Origin of the sequence: Thauera sp. (assembly GCF_034003485.1) — a bacterium.
Classification (GTDB): Bacteria; Pseudomonadota; Gammaproteobacteria; order Burkholderiales; family Rhodocyclaceae; genus Thauera.
In genome coordinates, this window is sequence record NZ_JAVEYL010000006.1 from 124,733 (window position 1) to 144,242 (window position 19,510).

At 63.8% G+C, this 19,510-nt stretch carries 18 protein-coding genes and 1 pseudogene; 4 read left to right on the forward strand and 15 right to left on the reverse strand.

Annotated features, from left to right (window positions below; genetic code table 11):
- Window positions 1-172: 172 nt before the first annotated feature.
- The 3 genes from RBT54_RS04980 to fdxA all read right to left on the reverse strand — a co-directional run bounded on the left by RBT54_RS04980 (window position 173) and on the right by fdxA (window position 2,930).
- Window positions 173-1,834, reverse strand: a complete 1,662-nt coding sequence (locus RBT54_RS04980) for a long-chain-fatty-acid--CoA ligase (protein ID WP_320364724.1) — start codon at window positions 1,832-1,834, stop codon at window positions 173-175.
- Between the two features lie 217 nt (window positions 1,835-2,051).
- Window positions 2,052-2,504, reverse strand: coding sequence for a CBS domain-containing protein (locus tag RBT54_RS04985; RefSeq protein ID WP_320364726.1), 453 nt, complete (start codon window positions 2,502-2,504; stop codon window positions 2,052-2,054).
- A 102-nt stretch (window positions 2,505-2,606) separates the two neighbouring features.
- Window positions 2,607-2,930, reverse strand: coding sequence for a ferredoxin FdxA (gene fdxA / locus RBT54_RS04990; protein ID WP_320364728.1), 324 nt, complete (start codon window positions 2,928-2,930; stop codon window positions 2,607-2,609).
- A gap of 326 nt (window positions 2,931-3,256) precedes the next feature.
- Here fdxA and trxA point away from each other — a divergent pair, with 326 nt between their 5' ends.
- Together trxA and rho are read left to right on the forward strand one after the other, a co-directional pair.
- Window positions 3,257-3,583, forward strand: a complete 327-nt coding sequence (gene trxA, locus RBT54_RS04995; RefSeq protein WP_320364730.1) for a thioredoxin TrxA — start codon at window positions 3,257-3,259, stop codon at window positions 3,581-3,583.
- A gap of 178 nt (window positions 3,584-3,761) precedes the next feature.
- Window positions 3,762-5,021, forward strand: a complete 1,260-nt coding sequence (rho, locus tag RBT54_RS05000) for a transcription termination factor Rho (protein WP_320364767.1) — start codon at window positions 3,762-3,764, stop codon at window positions 5,019-5,021.
- An 89-nt stretch (window positions 5,022-5,110) separates the two neighbouring features.
- Here rho and RBT54_RS05005 read toward each other — a convergent pair whose 3' ends face one another.
- Complete coding sequence (locus RBT54_RS05005) at window positions 5,111-5,968, reverse strand: 3-hydroxybutyryl-CoA dehydrogenase (protein WP_320364731.1); 858 nt, start codon at window positions 5,966-5,968, stop codon at window positions 5,111-5,113.
- Window positions 5,969-6,240: 272 nt separating this feature from the next.
- Between RBT54_RS05005 and RBT54_RS05010 the strand changes: the two genes are divergently transcribed.
- Window positions 6,241-6,954, forward strand: coding sequence for a GntR family transcriptional regulator (locus tag RBT54_RS05010; RefSeq protein WP_320364733.1), 714 nt, complete (start codon window positions 6,241-6,243; stop codon window positions 6,952-6,954).
- 61 nt (window positions 6,955-7,015) lie between these two features.
- On the opposite strand, the gene RBT54_RS05015 is transcribed toward RBT54_RS05010, so the two are convergent.
- From RBT54_RS05015 to RBT54_RS05065, 11 genes are all read right to left on the reverse strand, one after another.
- On the reverse strand, window positions 7,016-10,465 hold the full coding sequence (locus tag RBT54_RS05015) for a pyruvate carboxylase (protein ID WP_320364735.1): 3,450 nt from the start codon (window positions 10,463-10,465) through the stop codon (window positions 7,016-7,018).
- 243 nt (window positions 10,466-10,708) lie between these two features.
- Window positions 10,709-11,149, reverse strand: a complete 441-nt coding sequence (locus tag RBT54_RS05020; RefSeq protein ID WP_320364737.1) for a hemerythrin domain-containing protein — start codon at window positions 11,147-11,149, stop codon at window positions 10,709-10,711.
- A 44-nt stretch (window positions 11,150-11,193) separates the two neighbouring features.
- Entirely contained in the window at window positions 11,194-11,766 is a 573-nt protein-coding gene (locus tag RBT54_RS05025; RefSeq protein WP_320364739.1) for a hemerythrin domain-containing protein, read from the reverse strand.
- Window positions 11,767-11,797: 31 nt separating this feature from the next.
- Window positions 11,798-12,511, reverse strand: coding sequence for an ABC transporter ATP-binding protein (locus tag RBT54_RS05030; protein WP_320364741.1), 714 nt, complete (start codon window positions 12,509-12,511; stop codon window positions 11,798-11,800).
- Entirely contained in the window at window positions 12,504-13,280 is a 777-nt protein-coding gene (locus tag RBT54_RS05035) for an ABC transporter ATP-binding protein (RefSeq protein ID WP_320364743.1), read from the reverse strand. Before RBT54_RS05035 ends, RBT54_RS05030 begins: the two co-directional genes overlap by 8 nt.
- Window positions 13,277-14,242 carry a branched-chain amino acid ABC transporter permease gene (locus tag RBT54_RS05040; protein WP_320364745.1) on the reverse strand — a complete coding sequence of 322 codons (966 nt, stop codon included), beginning with the start codon at window positions 14,240-14,242 and terminating at the stop codon, window positions 13,277-13,279. Before RBT54_RS05040 ends, RBT54_RS05035 begins: the two co-directional genes overlap by 4 nt.
- Window positions 14,243-14,246: 4 nt before the next feature.
- Window positions 14,247-15,113 carry a branched-chain amino acid ABC transporter permease gene (locus RBT54_RS05045; protein ID WP_320364747.1) on the reverse strand — a complete coding sequence of 289 codons (867 nt, stop codon included), beginning with the start codon at window positions 15,111-15,113 and terminating at the stop codon, window positions 14,247-14,249.
- Between the two features lie 154 nt (window positions 15,114-15,267).
- Window positions 15,268-16,440, reverse strand: a complete 1,173-nt coding sequence (locus tag RBT54_RS05050; RefSeq protein ID WP_320364749.1) for an ABC transporter substrate-binding protein — start codon at window positions 16,438-16,440, stop codon at window positions 15,268-15,270.
- Between the two features lie 180 nt (window positions 16,441-16,620).
- Entirely contained in the window at window positions 16,621-17,481 is an 861-nt protein-coding gene (locus tag RBT54_RS05055) for an alpha/beta hydrolase (protein WP_320364751.1), read from the reverse strand.
- Between the two features lie 90 nt (window positions 17,482-17,571).
- Entirely contained in the window at window positions 17,572-18,501 is a 930-nt protein-coding gene (locus RBT54_RS05060; RefSeq protein ID WP_320364753.1) for a catechol 2,3-dioxygenase, read from the reverse strand.
- Between the two features lie 173 nt (window positions 18,502-18,674).
- The gene (locus RBT54_RS05065) at window positions 18,675-19,013 is read right to left on the reverse strand and encodes a 2Fe-2S iron-sulfur cluster-binding protein (protein ID WP_320364755.1); all 339 of its coding nucleotides are present in this window, start codon (window positions 19,011-19,013) and stop codon (window positions 18,675-18,677) included.
- A 352-nt stretch (window positions 19,014-19,365) separates the two neighbouring features.
- Here RBT54_RS05065 and RBT54_RS18450 point away from each other — a divergent pair.
- Window positions 19,366-19,510: pseudogene (locus RBT54_RS18450) on the forward strand (benzoate 1,2-dioxygenase large subunit); the annotation flags it as partial.

The following is a 19,510-nucleotide window of genomic DNA, read 5'->3' on the forward strand; positions in this document are numbered from 1 at the left end:
GTTACGACGCGTGCGTGCCTACGCTTACTACGCGTACTACGACTACGGACACGAGGGCGAAAAACGCAGAACGGAACATGAAAGGTGCTTTGATAGAAGCGACTGGCTAAGTGACCCGGAGTTTAATCACGAATGTGTGCGATGCACAACCCTCTTTTTCATGACGACACCCTCAGTGTTCGCGCAACTCGCGGCGCAGGATCTTGCCGACGTTGCTCTTGGGCAGTTCGTCACGGAACTCGACACGATGCGGCACCTTGTAGCCGGTGAGGTTCTCGCGGCAATGCGCGATCAGCGCCTCCGCGGTCAGCGCCGGATCCTTGCGTACGACGAAGACCTTCACCGCCTCCCCGCTGCGCTCGTCGGGCACCCCGATCGCCGCCACCTCGAGCACGCCCGGATGGCTGGCGACGACATCCTCGACCTCGTTCGGATAGACGTTGAAACCCGACACCAGGATCATGTCCTTCTTGCGATCTACCAGGGTGATGAAGCCGTTCTCGTCGATCACGGCGATGTCCCCGGTGCGCAGAAAGCCGTCAGCGGTAAACACGCGGCGGGTCTCTTCCGGCCGATTCCAGTAACCCGGGGTGACCTGCGGCCCGCGTACGCACAGCTCGCCACGCTGACCAACCGGCTGCTCGATGCCGTCGTCGTCACGCACGCTCACTTCGGTGGATGAAACCGGCAGACCGATCGAATGATTGAAGGCCGTCAGGTCGAGCGGATTGATGGTGACCGCAGGAGATGTCTCGGTCAGCCCATACGCCTCGACCAGCGCAACGCCGGTGATCTGTTTCCATTTTTCGGCCACCGCCTGCTGCACCGCCATGCCCCCACCAAGCGCAACCCGCAGTGATGAAAAATCAAGCTTCGCGAACTCCGGATTGTTCAGCAGCGCATTGAAGAGCGTATTGACGCCCGTGATCACCGTGAAGCGGTGCCTTGACAGCTCCTTGATGAAGCCCGGGATGTCGCGCGGGTTCGGAATCAGCACGTTGCTCGCGCCGATCTTGATGAAGGTGAGGCAATTCGCGGTCAGCGAGAAGATGTGATAGAGCGGCAGAGCGGTGATGATGATCTCGCGGCCCTCGGTGACAACGGGCGAGATCCACGCATGCGCCTGCTGCAGGTTGGCAATGATGTTACGGTGAGTGAGGACCGCCCCCTTGGCCACTCCGGTCGTGCCGCCGGTGTATTGCAGGAAGGCCGCGTCGTCATGCCCGACCTCGACCGGCTGCAACGTGTGCGCTGCGCCGCGCGCGAGCGCATCGCCAAATGACAGGTGGCCGTCGAGCGTCCACGCCGGCACCAGCTTGCGCACGCGACGGACGACGAAATTGACGATCGCGCCTTTCGGGAAGCCCAGCATCTCGCCCAGGCTGGTGACGATCACGTGCTTGATCGGCACCAGCGCACGCACCTGCTCCAGGGTGTGAGCGAAGTTCTCGAGGATGACGATGGCTTCGGCACCGGAGTCCTTGAGCTGGTGCCCAAGCTCGCGCGCGGTGTAGAGCGGATTGACGTTGACGATGGTGTAGCCCGCGCGCAACGCACCGAACATCGCGATCGGGTACTGCAGCACGTTCGGCATCATCAACGCGACACGCGCACCTCTGGGCAGCCCGAGTTCGCCCTGCAGGAAAGCGCCGAATCGCGCGCTCAAAGCATCGAGCTCCGCATAGGTGACCCCCTTGCCCATGCAGATATAGGCCGTCTTGTCGGCAAAACGCTTCACGCTGCGATCGAACAGATCGCCGAGCGAGCGGAACTCGTTGACGTCGATTTCGGCTGGCACACCCGGGGGGTAGCTCTTGAGCCAGATTTTTTCCACCTTGTCTCCTCCTTTTTGCTGGAAATACCGCCGGCGGCCTCTATGGCCTGCCGGCTCCGCCCTCCCAAGGCGTCGGGCAGGCCGTTGCCTGCCTCTCATTCCAACCAGGCCCCACCGCTCTTGTATCTGGCGGTGTCGACCGGACGGGCTTCACGCCCGTCCATGGAGGCGCGACGGCTGTGCCGCCGCATGCCGGAACAGATTTCCGGCCCTGCTCTTACTTCTCCTCGTCCTCGCTGGCAGGCCAGTTGCGGATGTAGTTCTTCAGCATGCGGTTCTCGAAGCTCTGCTCTTCGAGCACCGCCTTGGCCACATCGTGAAAACTCACCACGCCCAGCAGCGTGTAGTCCTCCATCACCGGCAGGTAGCGCTGGTGATGCTCGACCATCAGCCGCCGCAACTCGTCCATCTCCATGTTCGGCGAGGCGCTCAGCGGATCGCGCAGCATCACTTCATCGACGGTCAGGGCCTGCCAGTCGGCACCGCCCTTCTGCACCGCCTGCAGCACCTGGCGGAAGGTCAGCATCCCGACCATTGCGCCGCGCGAGAACACGACCAGCGAACCCACATCCTGCTCGTTCATGACCTCGATCGCTTCTGCGATGCTTCTGTTCGGCGCAATGGTGAATAACACCTTGCCCTTGATCGCGAGAATCTCGCTCACCAGCATGTCGATCTCCGTGCCGTGTCATTTGGGATATTGAACTCAGCTGCCATCTTAGTGCATCGCCCAAGGGCCGCAAAGCCAGCCAAAGCCGGTGTTTGCGCGCGCTCAGCGCTCGAGCTTGTCGAGCTTGTTCTTGACCTTGGCCCATTCCTCGGCATCGGGCAGCGGATCCTTGCGCTCGACGATCGGTTTCCAGCCCTTGGCGAGTTCGGCGTTGAGCGCGATGAAGTGTTGCTGATCCTGCGGCACATCATCCTCGGCAAAGATGGCCTCCACCGGGCACTCGGCCACGCACAACGTGCAGTCGATGCACTCCTCCGGGTCGATCACGAGGAAATTCGGCCCCTCGCGGAAACAATCGACCGGACAGACGTCCACACAGTCGGTGTATTTGCAGCGAATGCAGCTTTCGGTCACAACGTAGGTCATTGCTTGTCTCCATGGGCTCAGGGTGCGGGGCGGTTCAGGCGGCCGGCGTCGAGGTGCAGAATATAGTCCAGACGTTTGCTTTTTTGCCACGCTCGGGGATGCAAGCAGCGCGTCCTCGGCGGATTTCCTTGACGGCGGACACAGCTTCGCATAAGTTTCAACAAAATTTCTTCACGGAAGGGCTCACCTTCCGCAGAGTTGTCCGATACCGCTGCATCTGTTTTCCCCCGCGGCGTGTTTGCAGGCACTTCTCCCCCTCCGAAGCAACATCACACAACGAAGTCATCGACTCTCGTCAACACCTGCTAGCCCTTAAGTGAGGAATCATGAGCGAGCATATTCATTATGTGACCGACGGCAACTTCGAATCCGAAGTGCTTCAGTCTCAGACCCCGGTGCTGGTCGATTACTGGGCCGAGTGGTGCGGTCCCTGCAAGATGATCGCCCCCATCCTTGACGACGTCGCGAAGGATTACGCCGGCAAACTCAAGGTCGCAAAGCTCAACATCGACGATAACCAGGAAACGCCCGCCAAGTACGGCATCCGCGGCATTCCGACGCTGATGCTGTTCAAGGGTGGCAATGTCGAGGCGACCAAAGTGGGCGCCCTTTCCAAATCTCAACTGACCGCCTTCATTGACAGCAACATCTAAGCCGGACCAAGCTCCGGCCCGCTCCCGAGGTTCGTCGCGCGCCCGTCGTCGCGGCACACGCAACCGGGACGGTAATCCCCCCCAGAATCCGCAGAACGAGAACGATCTGTTCGACGTCGACAACGGCGGCGAGGAAGCGTCTTCCACGCCGCGCGACCCCGACGTTCCCGCGCTCCACCTGTCCGAACTCAAGGCCCTGCACGTCAGCGAACTGCTGCAGATGGCAACTGAAGCCGGTGTAGATGGTGCCAACAGGCTGCGCAAGCAGGAACTCGTCTTCGCGCTACTGCGCAACCGTGCCCGCAGGGGCGAACCGATCTGTGGCGATGGCGCGCTTGAAGTGCTGTCCGACGGGTTCGGTTTCCTGCGCTCTCCCGACACCTCGTATCTCGCGGGAACGGACGACATCTACGTGTCGCCCTCGCAGATCCGGCGCTTCAACCTGCGCACCGGCGACACCATCGAGGGCGAGATCCGCACGCCCAAGGACGGCGAGCGCTATTTCGCGTTGACCAAGCTCGACAAGATCAACGGTCGGCCGCCGGAAGAGTGCAAGAGCAAGATCCTGTTCGAGAACCTCACGCCCCTGCATCCGCAGGAGTGTTTCAAGCTCGAACGTGACATGCGCGGCGAAGAGAACATCACCAGCCGCGTGATCGACATGATCGCGCCAATCGGCAAGGGCCAGCGCGGCCTGCTCGTCGCCCCGCCCAAGAGCGGCAAGACGGTCATGCTGCAACACATCGCGCATGCGATCACGGCCAATCATCCGGAAGTGAAGCTGATCGTGCTGCTGATCGACGAGCGCCCGGAAGAGGTGACGGAGATGCTGCGTTCGGTGAAGGGCGAGGTCGTGGCCTCCACTTTCGACGAACCCGCCACCCGCCACGTGCAGGTCGCCGAGATGGTGATCGAGAAGGCCAAGCGCCTGACCGAGCACAAATACGACGTAGTGATCCTGCTCGACTCGCTCACGCGCCTCGCACGCGCTTACAACACCGTGGTGCCGGCTTCCGGCAAGGTGCTGACCGGCGGCGTCGATGCCAACGCGCTGCAGAAGCCCAAGCGTTTCTTCGGCGCCGCGCGCAACATCGAGGAAGGCGGCTCGCTCACCATCATCGCCACCACGCTGGTCGACACCGGCAGCCGCATGGACGACGTGATCTACGAGGAATTCAAGGGCACCGGCAACATGGAGCTCCACCTCGACCGCCGCATGGCGGAGAAGCGTGTCTATCCGGCGATCAACGTCAACCGCTCCGGCACGCGCCGGGAAGAACTGCTGCTCAAGGCCGACGTGCTGCAGAAGGTGTGGATCCTGCGCAAGCTGCTGTACGGCATGGACGACATCGACGCAATGGAATTCCTGCTCGACAAGATCAAGGCCACCAAGAGCAACGCGGAGTTCTTCGACGCGATGCGCACCGGCCGCGGCTGATTCCTCGACCGCCCAGCACCAACACAAACGCCACCTTTGCAGGTGGCGTTTGCTTTTGAATTACTGACACGGCCGGATTCAGGCAGGCGTCACTTCGCGGGATACTCGAAAAAGCCTTTCCCGCTCTTGCGTCCGAGGTAACCCGCCTCGAGCATTTCGACCAACAGCGGCGCCGGGCGGTACTTCGGGTCCTTGGTGCCCTCGTACAGCACCTGCATCACCGCCAGCTCCACGTCCAGACCGATCAGGTCGCACAGCGCCAGCGGTCCGATCGGGTGATTGCAGCCCAGCTTCATCGCCTCGTCGATCTCGGCTGCCGTGGCAAGCCCCTCGCCGAGTACGAACACAGCCTCGTTGATCATCGGGCACAGCATGCGGTTGACCACGAAACCCGGGCTGTTCTTGACCTTGATCGGTGACTTGCCGATCGACTTCGCCAGTTCCTCCACCGCCGTGTACGTTGCCGCCGAGGTCTGCAGGCCGTTGATCAGCTCCACCAGCGCCATCAGCGGCACCGGGTTGAAGAAGTGCATGCCGATGACCTGCGAGGGGCGCTTGGTGCCCGCCGCCAGGCGCGTGATCGAGATCGACGAAGTGTTGGAGGCGAGGATTGCATCCGGCTTCACCACGCTGTCGAGCTCGGCAAAGATGCGCAGCTTGAGATCCACCTTCTCGGTAGCTGCCTCGATGACCAGGTCGCAGTCCGCCAGCGCTGAAATCGACGTTGCCGTAGAAATGCGCGCCATTGCCGCGGTCCTCTCGGCGAGCGTCATCTTGTCCTTCTTGATCAGGCGATCCAGGCTGGCACCGATCGTATCGAGACCGCGCTTAACCTGCTCCTCGCCGACGTCCATCATCACCACCTCCCGACCTGCCACGGCCAGGGTCTGAGCAATGCCATTGCCCATGGTGCCCGCGCCCACCACACCAATCTTGCTGATATCCATCGTGTTCGCTCTCCTGTTTGCCGACCGTTTGACCAAACATCGGTGACCGCACTTGCTGGTCAACCATACTTACGCGTATGGTCAACGACTTTAGCGGATTCTCTCCGCAGGCACCAGCCCTGTTGCCCCCGGTGCTGCGCACTCGAAGTTCGCGACAGCATCTTTTTGTCGTGATACCTTTGCTTTGTCGAGATTAAAAGACTTCGATGATGCTTTTAGGCGCACGGCCTCCGCCCGTCGCGCGAATCCTTCACCCTGTACGCTACGCCACCATGTATTCGAGCACGTCCCCCCGACCTCCCGCTGTTGAAGCTGCGCCGCCCCCGCCCAAGACCCTCGTCGAGTCCGCCTACCGGAACCTGCGCAGGAACATCATCGAGGGCCGCCTGACGCCGGGCGAGAAATTGCGTATCGAGCACATGAAGGACGATTACGGCGTCGGCGGCGCCACGCTGCGTGAAGCCTTGTCCCTGCTGATTTCGGACGCCCTCGTCGTCTCCCAGGGCCAGCGTGGTTTTCGGGTCGCGCCGGTGTCCCTGCAAGACCTTGCAGACATCACCGAAACCCGCGTGATGCTTGAAGGCGAAGCGCTGCGCCAGTCGATCACGCGCGGCGACGATGTATGGGAAGCGAACCTGATGGCGGCCTTCCACCGCCTGACCCGCGCCGAGGAAAAACTGGCCGACGGCGAGAACCGCGAGGAGTGGGAAGAGCGTAACCGCGTGTTCCACGAAGTCCTGATCTCGGCCTGCCCATCGCGCTGGATCAAGCACTTCGTGACGATCCTTTACAACCAGGCCGAGCGCTACCGTCACCTGTCGCTGCGCCAGTCCACCGTGCCCCGCGACGTGCACGCGGAACACCGGGCCCTGTTCGAGGCAGCCCTCGAACGGGATGCCGACAAGGCTTGCAGCGTGCTCGCGCAACACATCCGCTCGACCCTGGATTCGGTCAGCATGCTGCCGGTCGCAGCGGTCGGCCACTGAGCAGGCACCCGCCGCCGCCTGCCTGGCGGCGGCCTCGCGCTAGCACAAGCGCCGAGCCGCCTCAGGCAAACTCGAGCAGCAGGTCCTTCACGGCGATCACGTCGCCCGTCTTGACATGCACGGCCTTGACGACCACGTCGCCATCGGCAGTCATCGCGGTTTCCATCTTCATCGCCTCGATCGACAGCAGGGGCGCGCCCTTCGCGAGCTTCTGCCCGGGTTTCACCGCGACGGTGACCACCGAACCGGGCATCGGCGCGGCCACATGCTTCGGATTGCCCTCCTCGGCCTTGCGTCGCGTGCGCAAGCTGTCGCCCAGCCCCGCCTTGGGGATGCGTGTGGCGCGCGGCTGGCCGTTCAGCTCGAAGAACACACGGATCCGCCCTTCCTCATCCGGCCCCTCGGCGCGCCCGGTCTGGCGCATGACGAGGGCCTTGCCCTTGTCGATGTCGACCGAGATCTCCTCGCGGTCCTGCAAGCCATAGAAGAAGGCCGAGGTCGGCAGCAACGAGACGTCGCCGTACTCGCGCCTATGCTCTGCATACTCGCGGAAGACCTTCGGATACATCAGCCAGGAGGCGAGATCGGTGTCGCTGATGTGGCGACCGATCGCATGCTCGGCCTCGCGCCGCACCGCCTCGAGGTCGACCTCAGGCAGGAAGTCCCCCGCCCGCCCCGCCAGCGGCGCCTCGCCCTTGAGCACCTTGTCCTGCAGCGCCTTCGGGAAGCCCTCGGGCGGAAAGCCGAGTTCGCCCTTGAACAGCGATACCACCGATTCCGGGAAGGCGATGTCGCGCGCGGGGTCGGCGACGTCCTCTGCGCGCAGCTCGTTGGCGACCATGAAGATCGCCATGTCGCCAACCACTTTCGAGGTCGGCGTGACCTTGACGATGTCGCCGAACAGGCGATTGACCTCGGCGTAGGCGCGCGAGATCTCGGGCCAGCGGTGTGCCAGGCCCATCGCCCGCGCCTGCTCGCGCAGGTTGGTGTATTGGCCGCCTGGCATCTCGTGGTTGTAGACGTCGGAAGTCCCGGAGCGGATGTCGGCCTCGAAGGGCGCATAGGCGTGGCGCACCCCTTCCCAGTAGTTCGACAGCGACTGCAACGCGGCCAGATCCACGCCGGGGTCGCGCGCGCTGCCCTTGAGCGCCGCCGCGATCGCGCCGAGGTTGGGCTGCGAGGTGAGGCCGCTCAGCGCGTCGAGCGCGCCATCGACCGCATCGCAGCCGGCATCGACCGCGGCCAGCACCGACGCGGCGGCGATGCCGCTGGTGTCGTGGGTGTGGAAGTGCAGCGGCAGGCCCACCTCCTCCTTCAAGGCCTTCACCAGCGCGCTGGCTGCGCGCGGCTTGCACACGCCGGCCATGTCCTTGATGCCGATGACGTGGGCGCCGGCCTTCTCGAGCTGCTTCGCCAGGCCGACGTAATACTTGAGGTCGAACTTCGGCCGGCTGGCGTCGAAGATGTCGCCGGTGTAGCACAACGTGCCCTCGCACAGCGCGCCGCTGTCGATCACCGCGTCCATCGCCACCCGCATGTTGTCGACCCAGTTCAGCGAGTCGAACACGCGGAACACATCGACGCCATTCTTTGCCGCCTGCTGCACGAAGAAGCGCACCACGTTGTCGCTGTAGTTGGTGTAACCGACCGCATTCGACGAACGCAGCAGCATCTGGAACAGGATGTTCGGCACCGCCTGGCGCAGGCGCTGCAGGCGCTCCCACGGGTCTTCCTTGAGAAAGCGCAGCGCCACGTCGAAGGTCGCCCCGCCCCAGCACTCGAGCGAGAACAACTGTGGCGCAAGCCGCGCGTAGTGCGGCGCGATCGCCAGCATGTCGTGGCTGCGCATGCGGGTGGCGAACAGCGACTGGTGCGCGTCGCGCATCGAGGTGTCGGTCAGCAGCACTTGCGGCTGCGCCTTCATCCATTCGGCAAAGCGCGTGGGGCCCATCGCCAGCAGGCGGTCGCGCGTGCCTTGTGGGGGCGGCGCAGCGAGGTCGGTGCGCGGAACTTGCGGGCGCGGCAAGGGCAGCGGCGGCAGCTTGCGACCCTTCATCTCGGGGTTGCCGTTGACCGCCACGTTGCCGAGGAACTTGAGCAGGCGCGTGGCACGGTCGCGCCGGCGCACGAACTGGAACAGCTCCGGTGTCTCGTCGATGAAGCGCGTCGTGCATTCGCCCGAGCGGAACAAGGGATGAGCGATCACGTTCTCGAGGAACTGCAGGTTGGTCGCCAGGCCGCGCACACGGAATTCGCGCAGCGCACGATCCATGCGCAGCGCCGCCTCGTCGCTGCTGCGCCCCCAGGCGGTGACCTTGACCAGTAGCGAGTCGTAGTACGGCGTGATCACCGCGCCCGAATAAGCCGTGCCCGCATCCAGGCGGATGCCGAAACCTGCCGCGCTGCGATACACCGAGATCTTGCCGTAGTCGGGCGTGAAGCCGTTTTCCGGATCCTCGGTGGTCACCCGGCACTGCAGCGCATGGCCTGACATGCGGATATCGGCCTGCCGGGGGACGAACGAGTCCGCGTCGCCGATGTGGGCACCCTCGGTGATGCGGATCTGCGCCTTGACGATGTCGACACCGGTGATCTGCTCGGTCACCGTGTGCTCGACCTGGATGCGCGGATTGACCTCGATGAAGTAGAAGGCGCCGGTGTCGGCGTCCATCAGGAACTCGACCGTGCCGGCGTGGGTGTAGTTTGCGGCGCGCGCCAGGCGCAGCGCTGCATCGCACAGAGCCTGCCGGGCGTCCTCGTCGAGGAAGGGCGCAGGCGCGCGCTCGACGACCTTCTGGTTGCGGCGCTGAACGGAACAGTCGCGCTCGAAGAGGTGCGCGAGCTGCCCGTGACGGTCGCCCAGCACCTGCACTTCCACATGGCGGGCGCGCCGCACGAGCCTCTCCAGATAAAGCTCGTCGTTGCCGAACGCCGCCAGCGCCTCGCGGCGCGCCACCTCGATCGCCGCGCCGAGCTCGGCCTCAGCCTCGACCACGCGCATGCCACGCCCGCCGCCGCCCCAGCTCGCCTTGAGCATCAGCGGATAACCCACTGCCGCGGCCATGCGTGCGGCACCGGCAAGATCCTGCGGCAGCGCCTTGGTCGCCGGCACCACCGGCACGCCGGCCTGCTCGGCCAGTTCGCGCGCGGCGACCTTGTTGCCCAGGCGTCGCATCACGTCCGGCTCGGGGCCGATGAAGGCGATGCCGGCGGCCGCGCAGGCCACGGCGAAATCCGGGTTCTCGGACAGGAAACCATAGCCGGGATGGATCGCGTCCACCTCGGCCTCACGCGCAATGCGGATGATGTCGTCGATGTCCAGATAGGCCTGGATCGGCTTCTTGCCCGCACCGACGAGGTAAGACTCGTCGGCCTTGAAGCGGTGGAGGGCAAAGCGGTCCTCGGTGGAGAACACGGCAACGGTGCGAATGCCCAATTCGGAGGCGGCGCGCAACACGCGGATCGCGATCTCGCTGCGATTGGCCACCAACAGGCTGCGGATTTTCTTCACTTTCCAGACCTCTTTGACACGGACAACTCACGGGCAAGGCACCGGCTCGGGCCGCCCACGCCGGAAAGGCTCGCACACGGCTGCAGAATCCGCCAGCGCCTTACCGTCGGCGCAAAAGAAAAGGCCCGCCGAAGCGAGCCCGAACCCGAGACCTCCGGCAAGCCGATGCCATGCGCCGGCTTGCCCGAAAAGCGTGACGAATGCGCGGTCCCGGGGAGGGAGACGATCGCCTGGCGGCGGCACTCAGTCCTTGCTCATACCCCGGCGAAAAACGAGCGGCGCGCCACCGTGCGCGCGCTTGACCATCCACAGGGCCAGCGCCGAATCCATGTAGTCCGCGTGACCGGGGAACCAGTCCTGCAGCGCCACCGCCAGTTCGCGCACCACCTCGGTGTCGCCTTCGGCCAACAGTTGCTGCACGTCGCGAACCGAGGCCAGCACTTTGTCGTGCTCGTCGACGTGGCAGTCGCGCGCCGGAAAACCGTCGAGATCCATCCACGCGTTTTCCTGCGCGAAGTGCGCCTCGGCATGGGCGGCAAAGGCGTCGAGGGCGGCCGGCAGTGCGGCATCCTCCACGGTCAACAGATCGTTGACCAGGGTGACGAATTCGCGATGGGTGTCGTCCATGGCCTCGTAACCCAGCAGGTAGCGGTCGTCCCAATCAAATCCAGTCTGCGTTTCCATACCCTTGCCCTTATTCACGGTTGCCGGGCGCGCCGGCGTGCGCCTCAGCCGCCCAGCCCCACCGGGGACGGCGCGATGTTGACGATGCGGGAGAACAGCGCGGCGTATTCGCCGGCCGGCCCCTGCCACGGATTATCGTTCGCGAGGAAGGCGGCGTCGATCTCTGCCCAGTCCTCGGGCGTCAGGTGCGCCTTGGCGAGCGGGAAGATCTGGCCTTCCTCGGTGTTCATGTGATGCCACTCGTCGGCGACATAGGTCTTGAGCGCCTCGCGGAAGCCCTCGAAACCGGCCGCGCCCTGCTGGCGATAGTTCTCCAGCGCCGCACGCAGCGTGGCGATGCGGGCATCGCCCTGACGGTGCTCTTCCTCGAGGGCTTCGATGGCCGGCAGCGCCTCGGCGCAGCGCAGCCGCAGCTTGGCGAACAGGTGCTCGTTCTCCTTCGGGTGATGCACCTTCTCGGGCACCTTGTCGATGTACTCGATCATCGACGCGAACAGGTCATAGTCGGGCTTCAGGCGACCGGCCTCGATGCCCTGCACGAGCGTGCGCATGCCGCTCAGCATGGCGGCCAGCGCACGATGCTCGTCGCGGATGACATCCAGAGACTTCATGCTCATGGTCTTCACTCCTCCAAAACGGGCGCCGTGCTCAGACGCCCAGGTGCTGCTGGATCAGTTCGGGGCGGGCGCGGATCTCCTCGCTCGTACCATCGAAAACGACATCGCCCTTGACCAGGATCATCGCCCGGTCGCAGATGCTGGTGACCGCGCCGTGGTTCTTGTCCACGATTACGGTGGCGATGCCGGTCTTGCGGATCTCCTTGACGATGCGCCAGATCTCCATCGCGATCAGCGGCGCCAGGCCTTCGGTGGCCTCGTCGAGGATCAGCAGGTCGGGGTTGGTCATCAGCGCGCGGCCGATGGTCAGCATCTGCTGCTCGCCGCCGGACAACTGCCAGCCGCCGTTGTTGATCCGCTCGCCCAGACGCGGGAATGTCGCCATCACGCGGTCGAAGGTCCATTCGCGACGGCCGTCGAGGCCGGCGCGCGCCGACATCAGCAGGTTCTCGCGCACGGTCAGGCTCTTCAAGATGCCGCGGCCCTCGGGCACGTAGGCAATGCCCTGCTGCGCGGTCTGGTAGGTGCGCGCCTTGGTGTAGTCGTCGCCGCGCACCAGCACGCGGCCGTGGCGCGGGCGCACCAGGCCGAGCATGCTCTTGATCAGCGTCGACTTGCCCATGCCGTTGCGGCCCATCAGCGCAATGCCTTCGCCTTCGCGGATGTGAAAGTCGAGGCCGTGCAGGATGTGGCTGGCGCCGTAGTAGGTATGAATTTCCTTGGCTTCGAGCAGCATGTTAGACATGGAAGCTGTCCTCCGTACCCAGATAGGCCTGCTGGACGGCCACGCTGGCCTTGATCTGCGCGGGCGGCCCGCACTCCAGCAACTGGCCGTTAACCATCACCGTGATCATGTCGGCGACCGCGAACACCGCGTCCATGTCGTGCTCAACGAGCAGGATGCCGCGCGTCTGGCGCAGGCGCTTGAGCACCTCGACCATGCTCGCCGACTCTTCCGAACCCATGCCGGCGAGCGGCTCGTCGAGCAGCAGCACCTGCGCGTCGGTGGCGAGCACCATCGCGATCTCGAGCTGGCGCTGTTCGCCGTGGCTGAGCACGCCCGACACCCAGTCGACACGCTTGCCCAGGCCGGCCTCGTCGATGCAGGCACGCGCCTTCTCCAGCGCCCACTTCGCCTCCATCGCCTTGCTGAAGATGCGCCACGGTTCCTGGCGACGCGACTGCGCGGCCAGGCGGACGTTCTCGAGCACGGAGAACTGCGGGAAGATGTTGGTGCGCTGGTAGCTGCGCCCGATGCCAACCTGCGAACGCTGCGCCGCGGTCAGCGCGGTGATGTCCTTGCCCATGAAGTGGATCTTGCCCTCGGACGGCGGCAGATCACCCGACAGCATGTTGATGCAGGTCGACTTGCCGGCACCGTTGGGGCCGAGCAGCACGTGGATCATCTGGCGCTCGAGGGTCACGCTGATGTCCTGGTTCGCCACCAGGCCGCCGAAGCGGCGGGTGAGCTTGTCGGCCTGGAGCAGAACTTCGTTGTTCTTCGCTTCACTCATTTGGAGTCACCTCCCTGCATGGCGCGCTTGATGCGGCCCGGAATTCCCGCCAGACCGCCCGGGAGAAAGAGCACGACGGCGACGATCACGCCACCCATCAGCAGTTGCCAGTACTTGGTGATGTCGGCGAATACCTCGCGCATCATCTCGAAGGCGAAGGCGCCGGCGATCACGCCTGCGAGGTTGCCCATGCCGCCGAGGATGACCATCAGCAGCACGTTGCCCGACTCGTGCCAGGACAGCAGCTCCGGCGTGACGAAGCCGAACAGCACCGCGTAAAGGAAGCCCGCCAGCCCGCCGAGACCACCGGCCAGGGTGAAGGCGCCGAGCTTGTAGCGGAAGGTGAAGTAGCCGAGCGACTGCATCCGGTGCTCGTTGCTCTTGATGCCCACGAGTACGCGACCAAAGGGCGATTGCAGCACGCGGGCCAGGAACAGATACACCAGGACCATCGTGGCCAGGATGAAGTAGAACAGGTGGACCTCGTTATTGAGATCGAACGGTTCCCAGCCAAGGATCGATGCCGACGGCTTGTTGTTCAGGTAGGTGCCGTCCGAGCCGCCACCCAGCGGCGTGTCGTGGAAGATGAAGTAGGCCATCTGCGCGAAGGCCAGCGTCACCATGATGAAATAGATGCCCTTGGTGCGGAGCACGAAGAGGCCGATCACGAAGGCCGCCAGCGCCGCCAGTGCAACCGATGCGGGCAGCACGTACCACAGGCTGGCCGCCTCGTACTGCGGACTCAGGATCGCAACCGCATAGGCCGCGATACCGAAGTACGCCGCATGGCCGAAGCTGACCAGGCCGGTGAAGCCGACCAGCAGGTCCAGGCTCATCGCAAAGATCGCCATCACCAGCATCTTGCCGACGATCTCGATATAGAAGGACTCGCCCGACAGCGGCACGCAAGCGATGACCGCGATGGCGACGAGCTTGGGAATCAGGGAAGCTTGTGCGTTCATGGTCTCAACCTTTCTTCAGGATGCCTTCGGGGCGCCACAGCAGGACCACCGCCATCACCACATACACCACGATGCCGGACAGCTCGGGGACCAGAACCTTGCCGAAGGTGTCGGCGAAGCCGACGATCAACGCCGCCACCAGCGCGCCCCACACCGAGCCGATGCCGCCGATGACGACGATCACGAACGAGATGATCAGCACGTGACTGCCCATGTTCGGGAACACCGACGAGATCGGCGCGGCCAGCATGCCCGCCAGCGCAGCCAGTGCGACACCGAGCGCGAACACGACGCGGTAGATCATGTTGATGTTGATGCCAAGTGATTCGACCATCGTGCGGTCATCGTTGCCGGCCCGGATCATCATCCCGAGACGCGTGCGCTGAATGACGTAGTAGAGCGCAATGGCGAGCGCGATGCAGACGACGGAGATGGCCAGCCGGTAGACCGGGTAGCTCATCACTTCGGTGAGCTGGATTGACGCATCGAGGAAGGCGGGAATCGCCACGCCATGTACGTCGTCGCCCACGAGCAGACTGCGCAGTTGCTCGAAAATCAGGATGAGGCCGTAGGTGAGGAGCACCTGCTCGAGGTGGTCACGCTTGTAGAGATGGGAGAACAGCGCCCACTCCAGGAAGGCTCCGAAGACCAGCGCGAGCGGAATGCCGAGCGCGATTGCGAACACGAGACTGCCGGTCGCACTGGTCAGCACGAAGGCGAGGTAGGCGCCGATCATGTAGAAACTACCGTGCGCCAGATTGATGATCCCCATGATGCCGAACACCAGCGTCAGGCCGCTTGCCACCAGGAAGAGGAGCAAACCGTACTGCAGCGAGTTCAGCGTCTGGATCAGGAAGCTTGCGAAATCCATGACGTTTCCCCTCCCGGCAGGCGTGCGCCTGCCAGGATGAATTTGGGTTCAGAAAGAGACGAGGTCCGGGAGCGGGCTGCAGGACGCTCCGCGCAAAGCGTCCGCGGGCACCCGCAGCCCTTAGGGGCGACCTGTCGGGCCGCCCGCGGGCCGATTACAGCTTGCAGCCGCGCGCCGGATCCTCGAGGCCCTTGGAGACGACCTCGATCACCACGTTCTGGTCGCCCTTGACCTCGCGCATGTAGATGTCCTGCACCGGGTTGTGGGCCTTCGACAGGGTGAAGGCGCCGCGCGGGCTGTCGATCTTGGCGGACGCCATGCCCTGGATCACGTCGTCCTTCTTGGCGGGATCGCCACCGGCAGCCTTCAGGCCGGCCTCGTACATCTGCGCCGCGTCGTAACCCTGCACCGCATAGACGTCGGGCTGGATCTTGTACATCTCGGCGTACTTGGTACGGAAGGCCTTGTCCTTGTCCGTGGCGAGGCCATCGGCGTAGTGCAGCGTGGTCAGCAGACCTTCGCCGGCACCGCCCATGGCGGCGAGGTTGCCGTCGGTGAGGAAGCCCGGGCCGTACAGCGGGATGCTGTTCTTGAGGCCGGCAGCGGCGTAGTCGCTGACGAACTTGGCGGCGCCGGCACCGGCGAAGAACACGAATACGGCGTCGGGCTTGGCCGAGGCGATCTCGGTCAGGAAGGGCTGGAACTCCACGTTCGGGAACGGCAGCGTCATGTCCTTGACCACCTTGCCGCCGCCCTTCTCGAAGGCCTCCTTGAAGCCTGCGACCGACTCTTCGCCGAAGGAGTATTTCCAGGTCACGGTCGCAACGGTCTTGACCCCCTTCTTCGCAAGCGCCTCACCCATCGCGTAGGACGGCTGCCAGGCCGAGAAGGACGAGCGGAACACGTAGGGCGAGCACAGCGGCCCGGTCAGGTCGTTGGCGCCTGCATTGGGGACGATCATCAGGGTCTTGCTGTCACGCGCGACCTTCGCCATCGCCAGCGCAACACCCGAGTGCACCGTACCGACGAGCACATCGACCTTGTCGCGCGACACCAGCTTGCGTGCGTTCTCGGTGGCTTTGGCCGGGTTCGATTCGTCGTCGACCACGGCGTATTCGACCTCACGGCCGCCCAGTTTGCCGCCATTCTCCTCGACGAACTGCTTGAAGCCGTTGGTGATCGCGTTGCCCAGCGCAGCGTAGGTGCCGGTGTAGGGCAGCATCAGACCGACCTTGACCTTGTCCTCAGCGTAAGCCGAACTCAGGCCAGCCGCGACCAGGGCGGCACCCAACACGAAATTGCGCGCAGCAAAAATTTTCTTGTCCATTTGTCTCTTCCTTTGGGTTTATTTCAAAACAGCGAGTCATGCATTCGGCAATGCCGAAAGATCCGGAGCCGGGGCACAGCACACCCCGACCCCGTGAAAAGGTCATCACACAGTGGCCCGATAGCGCGCTGCCACCACACCGGTAAAGGGCCGCGGCCAGGCGCTGCGACCAGATCGATTTCAGTCTTGAGGGGGTTCGGTGAGGAAATCGCCGACCAGCTTTGCGAACCGCGCCGCATGCTCGATCTGCGTCCAATGCCCGCAGCGACCGTAAACATGCAACTGGGCGCGATCGATCCACTCCGCCAGCGTCAACGAGGTGACCAGCGGAATCACCCTGTCGTCCCGCCCATGAACGATCAAGGTTTCATGGGGCAGCGCGCGGATGTCTTCCTCGCGACTCGCGAGCGCATCCACCCAGCGCTGTCGCGGTGCCGGGAACATCGCACCGAAGGACTCCTGAAAGCCGGGGCGGATGCTGGCGCGATACCGCAGCTCGGCTAGTTCGTCATTCACCAGGCTACGATCCCAGGCGAAGTAATCCATGATGCGGCGCATGTTCTCGAACGACGGCGTGTAGCCCCACACCGCATCCAGGCCCTCGGTGATATCGAAGGGCACACCGACGCTGCCCATCAACACCAGCCGCCGAACCCGATGCGGATGACGGATTGCCATCGCCAGCGCGAGCGCACCGCCAAAGGAGTTGCCCACCACGTCGGCCTGCTCCAGCCCGAGCGCATCAAGCAAGCCGATCGCCTGCGCCACCCAGGTTTCGAGGTCATAGTGGGCGCCGGCAGGCCGCTCGCTGAAACCGAATCCCGCCATGTCGGGGGCAATCACCCGCAGTTGCTCCGACAGGGCCGGCATCACCAGCCGCCAGTTCGCCCATGCCGACACACCAGGGCCCGAGCCATGGATGAACAGCGCCGGAAAGCCATTCCCCACATCGTGATAATTGGTCGTGATACCGGCCGCCTGAATGCTTCTGGCGATTTCAGGGTTTGCCGAGGCAGCCTTGTCGGGCGCGGTGTTGCTCATGGTTTTCTTCCTTCTTCCATCCAGCCGTCGCCCCCGGATCGTCACCAGCCTGGCGACGATCCGGAGAAGCGAATCACGATCGAGAAGCGGTCAGGTCACGACGCTCAGGAAGCGCTCGTTGAGCTTGCGGTCGTGATAGAAGATCGCCGGGCCGACCTGATCGAAGGTCCAGGTGATCGGCGCGTGATCCGGGTAGGTCTCGTAACCGCCTGCGAAGGTCTCGAAGCGGTTGCCCGACGGATCGAACGCGTAGATCGTCGTGCCGCGGGTGATGCCGTGGCGGGTGGGGCCGATGTCGATCGACACGCGGTTCATCGACATGATGTCGGCCGCGCGCAGCACCTGCTCCCAGGTGCCGAGCAGGAAGGACAGGTGATGCAGCTTGCCCGGCTCAGGGTGAGCCACGAAGGCCAGGTCGTGCGCCTTGTGCGAACACGAGATGAACATCGCGAGCAACGACTTGCCGTCTTCCATCAGCACGCGCTCGACCAGGTGGAAGCCGAGCACCTCGGTGAACAGCTTGAGCGTCGCCTCGAGGTCCGGACCGTAGAGCAGGCAGTGATCGAATCGATGCGGGCCAATGCCGTGCTCGGCAGCAGCGATCCACGGATCGGGGTTGGTGTAAGGCTGACCGTTGCCGACGTCGGTCTTGTCGGCGTACAGCTCCATCACGTGCCCGGTCGGAATCGTGAAGCGCACACGCTCGCCGGTCTCCAGCAACTCACCAGCGGGGACACGCTCGGTGGCGACGCCGTAGGCCTGCAGGTCCTTGTCGAGCTGCTCGAGCGTAGCCTTGTCCTTGACCTTGAAGCCGATCAGGTCCACGCCGGCACGATCGGCCTGGCGCAGGATCACGCTGTTGTGGTCGCGCTCGTCCCAGGCCTTGAAGTAAACACGCCCACCTGCATCACGGCCGGTCTCCACCAGGCCAAGCACGTTCTTGTAGAACTCAACGCTTTCATCCAGATCGAGCACGCGCAGCTGGATGTGCCCGGGACGCATTACACCGGTAGTTGCCATTTCAACTCCTCTTTGTCAGGGATTGACGACTCGGCGCCGCGCGCCAAAGCACGCAAACCTTGCCGAACCGTCACGTTTTGTCGAACCACCCGCACCGTCACTCCGGCGCGGGCTGGGCACGACAATCTTGGGTCTCTGTACCCGGGGCGTCACCCCGCGCACTTCTGACCTCTTCAACCCGCACCCTCTCGAACCTTCTCAGGAGAAGCGCAGACGTTCTTTTGCATCTTGCCAATCACCGCAAGCGAGATGTCGCTCAGCGGCCGGACGCGACAGGCGAGCACGATCGACGCTGCCTCTTCCTCCGCACTGATGTACTCGCGGCTCATCACGCGCTTCTGAAACTCGCCCGAAAGGATCTGGATCTTGCACACCCCGCACCCGCCACCCCGACAGCCCACCGGGATGCCGCGCTTGCACAAGCGCTCCATGCCGCAGAGCAGGCTCTCGTCGGACCGGCAGCGGTAGACCTCGCCGGTATCTTCGATGGTGACATTGAAAAACGTGCTCACGTGCCGCGTACTCCTGCCGGACGGGACGACCGCTGCTGCCCGCCACTATCCAAGGGGCTGCGCCGTCAGATCCGCCTGTCTCCGTTTGGGTGTTGTTTGCGCCCCTGCAAGCCAGCGGCTGCAGAAAGCTTTCTTATGTGCAGATTAGGGGCTCAGGACAGACGGCAATATCCAGTTTCTGCACGAGCGTTATCCGCTTTGTGCAAACCCGCCCAGACCTTGCTCGCGCAGGCACAAGACAACACGACCTGCACAAAGCGGATAGCAATCGTGCAGGAAATGGATATTTCGTCGGACGCACCCTTCTTACGATGCGCATTCCATACCCAAACCACAAACGGAGACTTCGACGATGATCACGAAGGAGTATCTGGACACCCTGATCCAGAAAGACAAGGAAAAGGGCTTGTTCCGCTGCAAGCGCGAGATGTTCACGAACAAGGAGCTGTTCGACCTCGAGATGAAGCACATCTTCGAAGGCAACTGGATCTACCTGG

Coding starts and splice junctions, on each gene's coding strand:
- RBT54_RS04985 (WP_320364726.1), bottom strand. CDS start 2,504: ATGCTGGTGAGCGAGATTCTCGCGATCAAGGGCAAGGTGTTATTCACC.
- fdxA (WP_320364728.1), bottom strand. CDS start 2,930: ATGACCTACGTTGTGACCGAAAGCTGCATTCGCTGCAAATACACCGAC.
- trxA (WP_320364730.1), top strand. CDS start 3,257: ATGAGCGAGCATATTCATTATGTGACCGACGGCAACTTCGAATCCGAA.
- RBT54_RS05005 (WP_320364731.1), bottom strand. CDS start 5,968: ATGGATATCAGCAAGATTGGTGTGGTGGGCGCGGGCACCATGGGCAAT.
- RBT54_RS05010 (WP_320364733.1), top strand. CDS start 6,241: ATGTATTCGAGCACGTCCCCCCGACCTCCCGCTGTTGAAGCTGCGCCG.
- RBT54_RS05020 (WP_320364737.1), bottom strand. CDS start 11,149: ATGGAAACGCAGACTGGATTTGATTGGGACGACCGCTACCTGCTGGGT.
- RBT54_RS05025 (WP_320364739.1), bottom strand. CDS start 11,766: ATGAGCATGAAGTCTCTGGATGTCATCCGCGACGAGCATCGTGCGCTG.
- RBT54_RS05030 (WP_320364741.1), bottom strand. CDS start 12,511: ATGTCTAACATGCTGCTCGAAGCCAAGGAAATTCATACCTACTACGGC.
- RBT54_RS05035 (WP_320364743.1), bottom strand. CDS start 13,280: ATGAGTGAAGCGAAGAACAACGAAGTTCTGCTCCAGGCCGACAAGCTC.
- RBT54_RS05040 (WP_320364745.1), bottom strand. CDS start 14,242: ATGAACGCACAAGCTTCCCTGATTCCCAAGCTCGTCGCCATCGCGGTC.
- RBT54_RS05045 (WP_320364747.1), bottom strand. CDS start 15,113: ATGGATTTCGCAAGCTTCCTGATCCAGACGCTGAACTCGCTGCAGTAC.
- RBT54_RS05050 (WP_320364749.1), bottom strand. CDS start 16,440: ATGGACAAGAAAATTTTTGCTGCGCGCAATTTCGTGTTGGGTGCCGCC.
- RBT54_RS05055 (WP_320364751.1), bottom strand. CDS start 17,481: ATGAGCAACACCGCGCCCGACAAGGCTGCCTCGGCAAACCCTGAAATC.
- RBT54_RS05060 (WP_320364753.1), bottom strand. CDS start 18,501: ATGGCAACTACCGGTGTAATGCGTCCCGGGCACATCCAGCTGCGCGTG.